The organism is Endozoicomonas atrinae (assembly GCF_001647025.1).
Lineage (GTDB): Bacteria > Pseudomonadota > Gammaproteobacteria > Pseudomonadales > Endozoicomonadaceae > Endozoicomonas > Endozoicomonas atrinae.
Window position 1 is genome coordinate 1 of sequence record NZ_LUKQ02000145.1, and the last position, 14,533, is coordinate 14,533.

Below are 14,533 nucleotides of genomic sequence, written 5' to 3' on the forward strand. Positions count from 1 at the left end.
ACCATTCGCACCGGAGTTAAACAGCTCAGAAAGGCTATGGGAGTGGATGCGGGAGCATGACTTATCAAACAAAGCATTTTCAGGTTATGAAAATATTGTAGATTGTTGCTGTGAAGCTTGGAATAACCTTTGCAGCGAAGCTGGTCGACTGTTCAGTCTGTGCTCCCGTGATTGGGCAGTTATACAGTAGTTAGAAAATTCAATTGGTATAATAGTTTTGGTGGCGTTTACACAGAATTATTTACAGGCTCAGATCGAGATTCAGTGTCCAGACTGCCGAACCCTTCATCGATAAACAAAGTATCAAGCTTGATCCCCCCAGCATGGGATTGAACTATACTGGACAACCCGAGAGCCAAAGAGAGCGCCGCCATAAACGACTCCCCCCCTGATAGCGTTGCAACAGAACGTACACTCCCTGTATAAGTATCTTCAACTTCAAGATCCAAGCCTGATGCTTTGTTCCCTTTGGATCTGTCAAATTTACGAACCAGTAGATAGCGTCCCTTACTCATGCTTCTGAGTCTGTGGGAAGCATCGCTCAAAACTTCATCAAGCAGCACTCCCAAGACAAAGCGTTGCAAGCTGATTCGTTCATTGTTCAGACCACTGGCTGCATCACTCAAAGTCCCATAGATAGCATATTGAGCCTCCATATCGGCTGCTTCTTCATGCGCCTTTTTCAGCTTTTTACTTACCTCCACGAGCTGACTATGACGTTTATCATGCTCAACCCATTCTTTATCCCTCTGGGCACGCAAGATTTCAGCTTCTTTCAGTTTGTCAGCAAGGGCCTCCATATTCGGCCGTGACTTATTGGCAAGCTCACTCTTTTGACTCGCTTCAACTCCTCTTAATCGTTGCAACTCCTCATCAAAGCGGGTGATCTCTCCATGCAGTTCGTTTTGCTTCTCCTCACTTAATAAAGCTGTTTTAAAAGCAGGCTCATCCTGGAATCGGCTTGCTTCTAATGTCTGATTCCATAATTGCAAAGCCTTGACTGTTTTTTCACCCTCATTAACCAGCTGCAGCTTTAACTGCTCCAGACTTGTCTCTGCTTTGGTAAAATCGTCCTTGCTTTGAGAGAAAGTGTTTTCTGCCAGCTTGAATGCTTTTTCCAGATCATTAATTTGATCATCCAGCTTTTTAAGAGCCTGCCCAAGCGCACCTTCAGCCCGATACTGTTCCGGCACATCTTTTTCCAGATGAACCATCGCCGCCTTGGCCTCTATGGTCTCAGCCCTGTCTTGCTCAGCCCTGCTTTTTGCGGCATTCAGCTTTTTTTCTATGTCAATGATGTCGGTTTTAGCCGTTGCCAACTGAGCCTGCAACCCATCAAGGCTGGCCTTCAGCTTTTTAAGCTCTCCGACCTCTGAGTCCAATTCACGATGTTGGCGTTTGACATCATCCAGTGTGAACGAGGCTGTTGCACCCAACTCTGTTTCCAATAGGCTGATCCGCTTCTGACACTCACTCAGATCTCTTTCGGCTTCATCCCGTAGTTTTTCCTGTTCTGATACCGCTGATTTTTTACTTTCAGTCTGTTTTCTCAAAGCATCTACCTGGTCACTGGTCACCAGCTTATCACCCATCACCTGGGCAGGTGCCGGATGCTCTGCACTGCCACAGACCGGGCAAGGCTCTCCAGATTTGAGTTCACTGGCCAACAAAGCAGCTTGGCCCGAATGCCACTGAAACTCCAATTCCTTTACAGCCTTACTTGAGCTCTCTGCTTCGGCTTTAAGGTTAACCAGCTCTTTGTTTCTCTGCTCTAATACACCTTTAAAATTACGATAGTTGTGTTGCTCTGTATCAAGCTGCTCCCTCTTTTTCATATCAGTCGCCAGCTTGGAAAGCCTTACCTCAACTTCAGACAGGGGTTCTATCCTAGTTCGAATAGCGTCTATCTGTTCATCAGATTGATCCCGAAGACTGACTTTATTTTTATACTGCTTATCGTAATCCTCTACTTCATCATTGCTGACAGTGCTGCGTAACATCGCCTCATTAGCAAGTTTGACCACATGGTTTATTTGTTCAATCTTTCCATGATACGCTCCAAGAGTTGTTCGTTCAGCCTTTATTTCATCAATGGCCTTACTACTTTCAACGGCTTTATCAAACTCCCGCTTTGCTTCACTCTGTTTTCGTTCAGCTTCCTCAACCTGCTTTTCAGCTTGTAACACAGCCTGTTCTATTTGCTTCTCGTCTTCTTTTTTCTGTTCCCAGTCCTTTAGCATAGGCTGGATTTTCTCAGCACTTTTGGCTTGCTCCAAGTAATGCTTTTTTTTCTCGATATCCGGTGTCTGTGTTGTTTTCAAATCCAGTGCAGCTATTGTTTTGTCATAGCTCGAAAAGGATGCAAATAAAGCCTCACCGGATTCTTTCTGCTTAATTGCGTCAGCCAGGACCTTATCTGCAGCCTGTTTCTCTTTATCAGCCTGCTCAAGCTGCGGCGTGATAGCCTCCAGCTGCTGACCAATCGCACTTTCCTGATTCACGTTAGCGGACTGAAGAATGCCGCGTACCACACTTTCATGGTCTCTTTTTTTAGCACGGATATCTGCTGCTTTTTGCTTCAGCCTTTCTTCAATCTTTTTGTAGATCTGGGTCTGAAACAATTGACCGAAAATCTTTTCCCGATCGGTGGAATTGGCCATGAGCAGATCACGAAATTTACCCTGTGGCAAAACCATGACCTGACGGAACTGCTCAACATTGAGGCCTGTTAACACTTCTATATTTCGATTGGCATCTTTGACACTCTTTGGCACAATCGACCGAGTTTTGCCAGAGGGAAGAATCTCATGAAGAGTCGCCTTCGGTATATGATCGGTAAAACCTTCACCTGTTGCTTTTGGGCGTTTCTGCTGAGGTGATCGTACTATATGGTAAGTTTTACCATTCAGTTCAAACAACAGCTCTACCTCCGTCAGCACATCTGGCGCTGCGCGGTCACAGCGCATTTCGGCGGGTTCCCGTTCTGCCCCCGTTGTTCCACCATAGAGAGCAAAGCTGATCGCATCCAGAATGGTACTTTTGCCCGCCCCCGTTTCGCCATTGATCAAAAAGAGCGGATTCTGACCCAGCTCAGAAAAATCAATGATTTCTTTTCCTGCAAAAGGCCCAAAAGCCTGAACGGTAAGTTTTAAAGGCTTCATACGTCAGACTCCTCTACACTGTTAAGACTGTCTATCTCTTTGGTAATGGCTTCATGCTGGGCATCGGATAAATCCTGCCCGGTAATCTCCTTATAAAAATCGCAAAACATCTCCAGTTCATTTCGTTTAAGCTGTTCCCTGTTCATGGTCTGAAGGTCACTGACAAACTGATTTGCTCTCTCCAGATGCAGTGTATTCGGATAAACCTCCCGCACTTTCCCCATTGGGTCGAGGATGGCATGGGTGTCGGTCAAACGAACCAGAACGTAATCATCGGCTCCGGGATCAACCCGCCCCTGTTCCATAATCTCCTTCAGTTCTCCCTCAATAACCCGAACATCCCGCTTAGCCTTGAGCGGTAAATGGGTGATGCCGCCTAATCCACACTTATCAAGCTCTACCAGCGTGGCTCCCTTCTTCTGATTCTGTTCAGAAAAACTGTATTTTAAAATCGACCCTGAATAGCGGATATGTTTTTCACCCTTATGCTGCGGGCTGTGCAAATGCCCAAGAGCCACATAATCGAACCGCTTCATGGGCTCCCAGGAAACCCGGTCAGCACCACCCACAGAAAGCGGTCTTTCAGACTCACTGTCTTCACAGCCATCGACAAAACAGTGGCTAATCAGCACAGAGGGTGCCTCCCCCGTTTGACTATCTGCAATCTGCTCAATCAAAAAACAATGAGCCTCATCGTAATTTCTGACATCAGTATCAAACTGATCCCGAACATTTTCCGGGTCACAATAAGGAATGCCATAGAACCGGACAGTTTCATCACCGACAGTTATGACAACAGGCTCTGTGATCTGCCCCAGATGGCTGATTATATGAAGGCCAGCATGACTCAACTGACGGGAAGCAAATCCAAGTCGTTTAGCACTGTCGTGATTACCGGAAACCATAATGACCTGAACATTCAGTTCATTACATATTCGGTTTAGCGTATCGTCCAGTAATGAAACAGCCGCCGCCGGTGGCACTGCCCGGTCATACACATCCCCGGCAATAACCACAACATCAATATTTTCTGAAACGATGTAATCAACCAGCTGTTGCAGCACATGTTCCTGGTCTTCCAGCAAAGGCTGTCCATGAAGCTGGCGACCAATATGCCAGTCTGATGTATGAAGGATTCTCAACTTACACTCCTACTGAGTTCTTATGTGTTAATATGCGCATTTTCGATAGTTCTTCTGTGCTGGTTTTGTGCCTGATATAAACACGGGACACACATACAGTTTGTGCCAGCAATGAAACATCAATGTGATGAGGCTAACGAAGGTGATAACCAGATCGCTCCATCTCTTTATTTGTCAACCCCTGGTTAGCCGAATAAAAAAACATCAGAGCCATGCCATCGACAGCAGTATCTGATGATTTAGATTTTCTGACTTTATTGAGCCTGATATACCAATTTCACGGTTGCCACAAAATAGCGAGTAAAGAAAACAGGTAATCTTCTCACAAAGGTGATGTATCAAAACTGTTGATAGTGGTTTCGGGAGATAAATTCCCCGATAACCTTATCATGAATGTCTATTGATCTTGAGAAGCAGATAGCCCTTCTGGCTAACCGTTTCAAGCAAGTTCTCAAGGTCAGATTCTGCCGCTCAATCCGCTGAGTGAAGTACTTTCCTATGATATGTTTATCTTCTGGTAAACAGGATGTATATGACTGCCAGTCATCTGTGCAGTAAAAACTGACTTTGAAGCGGGCCTGACGTTCCAACAGCTTTTTGAGCGTCTCTTTGCTTCTGGAGCCGAACGCATGGACAATGATCTTCTTGAAACGTGGCTTCCATGCATAAAACAGCCAGCGTTGCTGCTTCCTGCTACCAACAAATGACCACTGCGCATCCATTTCAAAGATAATCTTGACCCAGGCATTTTCGAAGGGGAGTTGTGTTACTGTTGGCGGGTCGAGTTTTTTAAGCGAGCCAATACAGTCGTTGGACTGATCTCAAGGACACGTCCGATATCTCTGACCCCGGAGCCATTCATGGTCATCTTTATGATCTGCTCATGAGTACCAGGCAGATTGCCGTTATAGCGATACTCAAGTTGGAAGCTCTTATTACAGTCCTTGCATCTATACCGCTGGTGACCCGTCTCAGCTTTCCCGTTCTTAACAACATTGAACGTTTGTTGACAATGGATACAGGCAACTTGAACTACAGCCATAGATGACTCAAAAAGACAGGAATGTATCATATCAACAGCTCTGACACATCACCGCCGATACCATTTACGGCGATGGAACCGGCAAGAAAAAACCGTCCATTACGTCTGAAGATCTCAATGTGCTCTTTGAGCCTTTGAAACAGATTTGAGAGATTTAAACAAACCTTCTGAATTCGATACCGTATGCGGTAACCTGTAAAGTTGATATAAGGTAAATCAACAAGTTCTGCTCCTACTCAGCGCACTGTAAAATGTTCTGATTGAATCGCTAACTTAAGGGTTATCAATAGAATTTGAATATGTCTGAGCAAGCATTACAACTACTGAACTCGGTATTCGGATACAATGAGTTTCGCTCCCACCAGAGCGCCATTATCGGTAACATACTGGCGCGCAAAGATACACTGGCCATCATGCCCACCGGTGGCGGAAAGTCTATCTGTTACCAGATCCCTGCACTGATCTTTCCGGGGCTAACACTGGTAATCTCGCCACTGATTTCCCTGATGGAAGATCAGGTAGACCAGCTCACTTCCCTGGGTATACCTGCCGCCCTGTTGAACAGCACCCTCAGCAGTGCGGACTATCACAATACCTTGGGTAAGGTGCAGAACGGCAGTATCAAGCTCCTTTATATGGCACCGGAAACCCTGATGCAGGAGCGCACGCAACATTTGCTCAGTACCATCAACATTGATTGCCTGACCATTGATGAAGCCCATTGTATTTCTGAGTGGGGCCATGACTTTCGTCCGGAATACCGTCAGCTAGCCGAGGTGCGCCGACACTTCCCCAATGCCGTCTGTGTAGCACTGACAGCCACTGCAACCCCTCGGGTGCAGCAGGACATTAAAACCAGCCTGCAGATGTCCGACTCCAATGAATTTATCGCAAGCTTTAACCGAACCAATCTTTTTCTGGAAGTAACCGAAAAAAAGCAGCCTGTTAGCCAAACCCTGCAGCTGATTGAGAAATACCAGAACCAGTCCGGTATTATCTACTGCAACTCAAGAAAACAGGTGGATGAGCTGACACAAGTTCTTGCGGACAACGGCTGTTCCGTAGCGCCCTATCATGCTGGTCTTTCCAGTGAACAAAGGAAGACAAACCAGTCAGCTTTTATCCGGGATGATATTCAGATCATGGTAGCAACCGTGGCCTTTGGAATGGGCATTAACAAGTCCAACGTTCGTTTTGTAGTCCACTTTGATATGCCCCAGAACATTGAAAGCTACTATCAGCAGATTGGCCGTGCTGGTCGGGATGGTCTGCCTGCCAACTGCCATTTCCTGTTTGGCTATGGAGATATTCAAAAGGTCAAATTCTTTATCAACCAAAAGCCCGCTTCAGAAAAGCAAGTCGCCAATCAGCACCTGAACGCACTGATCGGCTTTGCGGAGTCTGAAGAGTGCCGACGCGCACCACTACTCCACTATTTTGGTGAAGCCTACAGTCAGGAAAACTGCCAACTTTGTGATAACTGTTTATCGGAACAACAACCACTCACTGACGTAACTGTGCCGGCTCAGAAACTGCTGTCCTGCATCTATCGCACAGGCCAGCTTTTTGGTTCATCCTATATTATTGATGTACTAAGGGGGTCTAAGTCCAAAAAAATTCTGGAACGCCAACATGACCAGATTCCCACCTACGGCATCGGCAATGAACTGACCAAACCGCAGTGGCAGCAACTGACCCGCAAACTGATTCAGGAAAACCTCGTACTTCATGATGAGCAATACGGTAGCCTTAAATTAGCAGACAGCGCCCGTGCTGTGCTCAAAGGGACTCAACAAATCCAGATCAGGCTCACCAAGAAAACAGAGCCTGCCAGTAAATCCACAACCGAAAAACAAAGCAGCCTGAACTACAATCATGAACTGTTTGATATTCTCAGGATCTGTCGAAAGGTGCTGGCAGATCAGGAAAATGTACCACCTTATGTTATTTTTTCTGATAAGACACTGATTGAAATGGCAGCCTGGTTTCCACAATCCCCAACAAGCCTATTAGAGATCAGCGGTGTCGGTCAGGTAAAGCTGGATCACTATGGCGATGCGTTTCTCCATGAAATCACATCCTTCTGCACTAAGCACCAGATTGAGGAAATCGCAAAACCTATAGAAAGAGAAAACCGCCCTCGTCAACGAACATCAAGCCAAAGGAGACATGTGGAAGTCGCGAAATTATTCAGTGAACATAACTGCCTCAATCAACTACAGAGTGAGCTGAACCTGAAGTTGACTACGCTGCTCAGCCATCTTTATAAATATCAGACGGAAGTCAGTCATTTACCGGCGTCAGATGCATTTATTCGTCAGTCCCGTATACCACCTGAGCTGCAGAATCAGGTTTTGAGCGCTATAGAAATACACGGTATTGATCGTTTGCGTCCACTCTTTGATGAAATGCAGGAACAGGTTCCATATGATGAGCTGAACCTACTAAGACTGCATTACATGGTTCACAACCCAACCCCTGTCACCGCTTCCCCAACACAGGAAATACCGGCCAAGAAGAAAACCCCGGAAGAAAAGCAGGCTCAGAATCGACTGAACGGCCTGCCCGCTAATGCTGGGTTGCCTTGGCGCGATGATGAAAGAGCAATTCTGATATCCGGATTTGAAGATGGTCTCAGTCTTGCAGACCTTGCTGATAATCATGAAAGAACTGCAGGTGCCATCCGTTCAGAACTCAAAAAACAAGGATTGATTGATGAGAGAGGCAATCCAATCGTTTCAACATCCAATGCCAGCGAGAAAGTAACGGAAAAAACAAACTCCGAACTGTCACCAGCAGAACAAAAACTCCTTAACATGCTTCTTTCAAAGCAAGACAACACGGGAAATATTGACACAAACTCATTCTCTGCCAGTGAAAGAGGGTTATATTGTACAAAAATGCTGACTTCATTAGTGAGCCTGGGTTTGGTCGAAAAAGGGCCTGGTTGGTGCAGAGTTAAAACGATTATTTGAGCCATATAAACCCTTAATGCCAACTGAAAGGATGTCATATACACTGTCGCCAGGCTAATGGACGACAGTGTATATGACTCTAGCATCCGGAATCTCTCTTCCCACCCAATTAAGCGACATCATTTCTGTAGACCTTGAAACAACACTGCAGGGAGAAATCCGTCATATCGGTGCAATCACAACAAGTGGTTCTACCTGGCAATCAAAGCAATGTGGCAAAGGCTATCTGAACGACACTTTATCCAAACTTGATCAGTTTGCAGAAAACTCCCGATTCCTCCTGGGCCACAACCTGATTGGCCATGATATTCCTGTCCTGAAAACCATTAATTCATCCCTGAATATTCTGAAAAAGCCTGTCATTGATACCCTGTTTCTATCACCGCTGGCCTTTCCTAAAAATCCATATCATCGACTGATCAAAGACTACAAGCTGGTTCGAGATGCAATTAATGATCCAGTGGCTGATGCGCAACTGGCGTTATCCATTTTTCAGGAGCAGTATCAAGCCTTCCAGAGTATGGCTAAGTCTGAACCAGACCTTCTACGCTTCTACCACTACTGTTTTACTACTGCCAAAGTGGTATCCGGAGAAAGTGACTGTGACGGGCTGGCAGCAGTGTTTCACTCTCTGGTAGATGATCCTTACCAATATGATTGGGAAGTTCTTAAGGCATTAATCAACCTCTGCAAAGGGTTAGCCTGCCCAAAACAGATTAAGCGTATTGCATTACGCTATCTGCCCAAATCGAATATGCGGGCAATGCTGCCCTATTGTATTGCCTGGCTGAAAGTATCAGGTGGAAACTCGGTGCTTCCACCCTGGGTACGCAATCGTTTTCCAGAAATCCCCACCATGTTAAAACAACTGAGGGATGTCCATTGTGGGAATGATGATTGCGCATTCTGCCAAGAAAATCATGATCCCGTTAAACAGTTGCAACAATATTTCAATTATCCAGACTTCCGCTTAAGTAAAGACGGTACACCTCTGCAACGAAATATCGTTCAGGAAGGCATGAACGACCAGTCTCTTCTTGGCATTCTTCCCACCGGGGGCGGCAAGTCCATCTGTTTCCAAATCCCCGCCCTGGTTCGTTATCATCGGCGAGGCCTTCTGACAGTGGTGATTTCACCACTTCAAGCCCTGATGAAAGATCAGGTTGATAACCTTAAAAAGAAAACCGGCTCTATGGCCGTTGGTGCGATCTATGGCATGCTGACACCTCCCGAACGGGGCGCCGTGCTGGAACAGGTCCGCATGGGGGACATTGGGATTCTCTATATCTCCCCGGAACAGCTGCGCAATAAATCGGTGATCAATACATTAAACCAGTGGGAAATCGGCTGTTGGGTATTTGATGAAGCCCACTGTTTATCAAAATGGGGGCATGATTTTCGCCCGGATTACCTGTATTGCGGACGATTTATTCGAGAGCAATCAGAACAACTGAAGTTACCGGTTCCCCCTGTCGCCTGTTATACCGCAACTGCAAAAACCGATGTTATTGATGATATATGTCAGCACTTCAGAGATCGTATTAATCAGGAGCTCCGTTTATTCCAGGGCGGCGTTGAACGAACCAATCTGTCTTATGAAGTGCACCTGGTCACTCAAGCTTCTAAACATGCTCGTGTGGCAGAGCTGATTGAAGAACGACTCCCTGAAACAGGGAGCTGTGTAGTTTACTGCGCCACCCGCAAACATACCGAAGAGTTAACCACATTTCTGGCTAAAAAAGGTCTGGATGCCACTTACTTTCATGGCGGGCTCGATGCAGCCAAAAAGAAAGAAGTACTCGAACATTTCATCGAAGGACACCCACCAATCATTTGCGCAACCAATGCCTTCGGCATGGGCGTTGACAAAGATAACGTCCGCCTTGTGGTGCATGCAGACATTCCTGGCTCTCTTGAGAACTACCTTCAGGAAGCAGGACGAGCCGGTCGTGATGAACAACCCGCTGAGTGTGTTCTGCTTTTTGACGAGCAGGATATCGAAACTCAATTCAAGCTGGGTGCTTTGTCCGAAGTCCGACTGAAGGATATTCAACAGATTTTGAAAGGACTAAGACGGCTTGAAAAAAAGCCGGGACAGGATGTTGTCATTACCACAGGAGAACTTCTTCGCTCAGATCATGTAAATACGTCGTTTAACCTGGATGATAAATCCGCTGACACCAAGGTCAAGACCGCCATAGCCTGGTTGGAAAGAAGCGGTTTTATGGAACGCAATGAAAATGCCAACCAGGTGTTTCAAGGCAAACCGCTCTTCGCCACATTGGAAGAAGCGGCCCTCAAATTGGACAAGCTGCAGCTGTCTCCTTATAAGCGGAAACAGTGGGAACTGATCATCAATGCACTGATTAATGCTGACCCTGACGAGGGTCTCAGTGCAGACCTGCTGGCAGAGCAAATTGGCAGGGAGATTAAAGATGAGAATCAGCGTAATGAGATCAATACCACGCTTGTCATGGATATTCTCAACCAGATGGGGGATGCAGGCCTTGTCTCCAGTGGCTTGCTGATGACTGCATTTCTGCGCCCAAAAGGAAGAAACAACGCACGGGCAAGCTTTAAAAAGCTGTGTGAGCTTGAACAACAGATGGTTTCAGCTCTGCAGGAGGAGCATCCGGATGACAATGAGCAGAATACCCTGCCGCTGGATCTGAGAAAACTCAATCAACATTTGCTGGATAAACAACTGGATTACAGCAACCCTGATTTACTGCGTAATTTACTAAAAAGTCTGTCAGAAGATGGCAAGGGGCTCGCAGGCTCACGGGGCAGCCTTGAGTTCAACTATATCTACAAAGATCACTACAGCATTAAACTGGGGAGAAGCTGGAATACGCTCACCCAGATCATGGAACGCCGCCATACACTTGCCCAGTCGATTCTCGACGTGTTGTATACAGCACTTAAGAAAGGTGAAGAGTCATCTCAAAGTGAAGTCAAAGTTGAGTTCTCTCTAGAGACATTACGAGAAGCCATCAGTAAGGACATGACGCTGAACGTGGATCAAAGCAAGGTACTGCCTGCCATTGAGCGCGGACTTCTGTTTCTTCATGAGCAGAACATCATCATTCTTCAACATGGGTTGGCAGTTTTCCGTCAGGCCATGACCATGAAAATGAACGATGAAGCAAAGGGTCGACGGTACAACAAGGGAGATTATGACCCGCTGGCACGCCACTACAAAGCCAGAGTAACCCAGGTCCATGTAATGAATGAGTATGTGCGTCTGGGACAGGAAAACATGGTCGCTGCGTTGAAGTTGGTACAGGATTACTTTGAACAGGACAATGTGACCTTCCTGAACCGATATTTTCGGGACAGAAAGAAACTCCTGGAACTGGCGACTAGCCAGCAGTCCCTGAAGACAATCGTTGAAGATCTTGGCAACCCGCAGCAGCAGGCCATAGTGCAAGCTCCCTCAGATAGAAACATGCTGGTCCTTGCCGGCCCCGGTGCTGGTAAAACAAAAGTAGTCGTTCACCGCTGTGCTTATTTAATGCGCATCGAACGGGTGCGCCCCTATAGTATCCTGGTACTGTGTTATAACCACAGTGCAGCACTGACTCTGCGTAAACGCCTGCAAGCGTTGCTGGGTAATGAAGCCAGAGAAATTACCGTGCAAACCTTTCATGGACTGGCCATGCGCCTCACCGGGGCAAGTATCGACCAGAAAAAACAACAAGACTTTAACTTTGACGAATTGATACCCAAAGCAACAGCCCTTCTGCGAGGTGAGATTCTGCTTCCGGGTATTGCCGGTGATCAAGCAAGAGAACGATTGCTCGCAGGCTTCCAGCATATACTGGTGGATGAATATCAGGATATTGATGAGTTGCAATATAACATGATCTCCGCTATCGCTGGCCGCTCTCTCGAAGATGGTGATGATAAGCTCAGTATCATGGCTGTGGGTGATGACGATCAGAGCATCTATGGTTTTCGTCAAGCTAATGTTCGTTTTATTCGACAGTTTGAGGATGACTATCAGGCTGAGCGTCATTACCTGGTACAGAACTATCGATCAACACAACATATCATTAAGTCCGCCAATAGCCTGATCTCTCATAATAAAGACCGGATGAAAACCGAGCATGCCATTGCCATTAATGATAATCGTCGTGCGCAACCAGAAGGAGGATCACTTGCCCAGTTGGATCCGATAGTGCATGGTAAAGTTCACATACTCTCTAGCGAGAATCTTGTTCACCAAACACTGGCGGTACTACAGGAAATAATCCGACTCAAAACGTTGATCCATGACCTTCGATGGCAGGATATCGCCATACTGGCAAGAAATGGCATCAGTAAACCGGAACTGAGTCATATCCGCTCAGCTCTTGAGCAGCATCACATTCCCACCAGCCTTCCTCTTGAAAGTGGTCAAAGTATACCGCTGGCGAGAGTGCGGGAGTTTCATCTCGCTCTTTCAAAACTGAATCAGCATCAGCATGAGCTTGCAAATACGGAAAAACTGAGACTTTGGCTTGATGAATTAGAGCTAAGCAACTCCATATGGCGAAGCAAGCTTTACGACATATTGGATAACTGGTCAGTCGAAAGCGGTAATACAGAGCTGCCTGTGTCCGCATTCACCACTTCACTCCTGGACTACTTGCGTGAAACTCGAAGGGAGCAGCGTCTGGGGGAAGGTGTACACCTGGGTACAGTCCATGGATCAAAAGGGATGGAGTTCAGGGTAGTCATTATTCTGGACGGAGGCTGGCAGTTACGTCATGAGATCAATACTGAAGAAGAGCGTCGCCTTTTTTATGTCGCGATGACTCGCGCTATGGAACAGCTAGTGATCATTCGCCGACATGACCAGAGCAACCCCCATCTGCCGTTAACCAGCGAGAATAATAGTCTATTCCGTGAAGGCAGTTCAGAAGGGAGCTATGTGCCACAACACTACTCACTTCTAGGCATGAGAGACCTCTACTTAAGTTATGCTGGTCGGATGGATACTAACCACCCAATTCACCAGCACCTTCGCAGTATGAATGCCGGGGACCTTGTCGGGATCAGGAAATCCTCGGCTCTCATTGAGTTTCTTAATCAAGACCAACCCGTTATCTCTCTGTCCAGACAGAAAAGTCAGGACTGGCTTCAAGGCAGAACCATTCAATCACAAGGTCGCATCATAGCCATGGTCAAGCGCCTGCGACAAGACTCTGAAGAGAAGTATCAGAACAGTCATAAGTGTGAAGAGTGGGAGATTCCTGTGATAGAAGTGACTTATTAATAATTCAGATCAGTACCTTTTCTAACACAAGCCATCTACAGGGGAATGCCTTAAAGAGGTTTCCCTTGGAAAATATGCGTACCTTTGCTCCTACCCACTAAAAAAACGTAACCAGCTAATATAAAAGTATTTTTCCATGCGACTTACACAAGAAAATCATATTTAGAACACAGTTAAAAAACGGACACTTATATTGCCAAATTTCCGGACATTTTTATTTCACATTTTTCGGACACATATTTGCTCAAAAGTGCAAAAAGCGGACACTTATTTGGAAATAAATCAGGCATAAAAATGGTAGTTTTGGGGCTTTAGCGGACAGTTTTATGAAAATCAGGGGGACAACTTATGTGCTCTCATTCACTACAAGGTATAGAGCTTTTTTTATATCTGCAGTTTTTAGAACATCAAAAATACCGCCATAATGTCACAGTCGTGCAATCCGTTTTTAGTTTAACAGCCTGGCTTTTTACCCTTCTGCAGATATCGAAAAGTCGCACAAAGAAACCGGCTCAACCGGTTTCTCCTTTCTACAGGCTACAAAGACCGGTGGGTATCACTTAAGCTGCTTCTGCCACTCAGAACTTTCAAACCACTTGGCATAGATTTTATTGTAAGTCCCATCACCCTTGATCTGGGTCAGGAAGTTATTCAGCCAGTTAACAAAGTCAGGATCGCCTTTACGAACCCCCCAGGCCAGAGGCTCGTAGGTAAATGGTGTATCCAGATGAATCAGCTGACCAGGGTGCTGGCTTGAATATACCGCATTAAACGGCAGATCATAGATAAATGCGTCCGCTTTATTGTTTGCCACTTCAATAGCGCCTGTCATCACCGGCGTAAAAAGTCCTCAAAACACCAGTCCAAAATGACCTGTCGTTAAGTATAGCTTTTTGGGGTGGTCTGCAAGTCTGATAGTTCCAGAAAGTTAAATATTTTACTAAGCTGACTCT

6 protein-coding genes and 1 pseudogene are annotated in these 14,533 nt (G+C 46.1%); 3 read left to right on the plus strand and 4 right to left on the minus strand.

What is annotated here, in order from left to right; translation table 11 throughout:
• A pseudogene (locus AK963_RS35555) lies at positions 1 to 190 on the plus strand (IS630 family transposase); the annotation flags it as partial.
• A 37-nt stretch (positions 191 to 227) separates the two neighbouring features.
• Here the strand turns inward: AK963_RS35555 and AK963_RS17945 are convergent.
• The 3 genes from AK963_RS17945 to AK963_RS31440 all read right to left on the minus strand — a co-directional run bounded on the left by AK963_RS17945 (position 228) and on the right by AK963_RS31440 (position 5,345).
• Positions 228 to 3,161, minus strand: coding sequence for an AAA family ATPase (locus AK963_RS17945; RefSeq protein ID WP_066016816.1), 2,934 nt, complete (start codon positions 3,159 to 3,161; stop codon positions 228 to 230).
• Positions 3,158 to 4,303 carry an exonuclease SbcCD subunit D gene (locus AK963_RS17950; protein WP_066016817.1) on the minus strand — a complete coding sequence of 382 codons (1,146 nt, stop codon included), beginning with the start codon at positions 4,301 to 4,303 and terminating at the stop codon, positions 3,158 to 3,160. Before AK963_RS17950 ends, AK963_RS17945 begins: the two co-directional genes overlap by 4 nt.
• 338 nt (positions 4,304 to 4,641) lie before the next feature.
• Positions 4,642 to 5,345, minus strand: a protein-coding gene (locus AK963_RS31440; protein WP_175404562.1) for an IS1 family transposase whose coding sequence is annotated in 2 segments (ribosomal slippage) — positions 4,642 to 5,102 and positions 5,102 to 5,345 — 705 coding nt in all. Because the reading frame shifts where the segments join, the coding sequence is not laid out codon by codon here.
• Positions 5,346 to 5,644: 299 nt separating this feature from the next.
• Between AK963_RS31440 and recQ the strand changes: the two genes are divergently transcribed.
• Both recQ and AK963_RS17970 read left to right on the plus strand, forming a co-directional pair.
• Positions 5,645 to 8,320 carry a DNA helicase RecQ gene (gene recQ, locus AK963_RS17965; RefSeq protein ID WP_066016819.1) on the plus strand — a complete coding sequence of 892 codons (2,676 nt, stop codon included), beginning with the start codon at positions 5,645 to 5,647 and terminating at the stop codon, positions 8,318 to 8,320.
• Positions 8,321 to 8,393: 73 nt separating this feature from the next.
• Positions 8,394 to 13,580 (plus strand): RecQ family ATP-dependent DNA helicase, encoded by a 5,187-nt coding sequence (locus AK963_RS17970; protein WP_066016820.1) that lies wholly within the window; start codon positions 8,394 to 8,396, stop codon positions 13,578 to 13,580.
• A 556-nt stretch (positions 13,581 to 14,136) separates the two neighbouring features.
• Here the strand turns inward: AK963_RS17970 and AK963_RS17975 are convergent.
• Entirely contained in the window at positions 14,137 to 14,412 is a 276-nt protein-coding gene (locus AK963_RS17975; protein WP_238593772.1) for a transporter substrate-binding domain-containing protein, read from the minus strand.
• Between the last annotated feature and the right edge of the window lie 121 nt (positions 14,413 to 14,533).

Bases quoted from the DNA above. Each gene is read 5' to 3' on its own strand.
- AK963_RS17945 (WP_066016816.1), bottom strand. From the start codon at position 3,161: ATGAAGCCTTTAAAACTTACCGTTCAGGCTTTTGGGCCTTTTGCAGGA.
- recQ (WP_066016819.1), top strand. From the start codon at position 5,645: ATGTCTGAGCAAGCATTACAACTACTGAACTCGGTATTCGGATACAAT.
- AK963_RS17970 (WP_066016820.1), top strand. From the start codon at position 8,394: ATGACTCTAGCATCCGGAATCTCTCTTCCCACCCAATTAAGCGACATC.
- AK963_RS17975 (WP_238593772.1), bottom strand. From the start codon at position 14,412: ATGACAGGCGCTATTGAAGTGGCAAACAATAAAGCGGACGCATTTATC.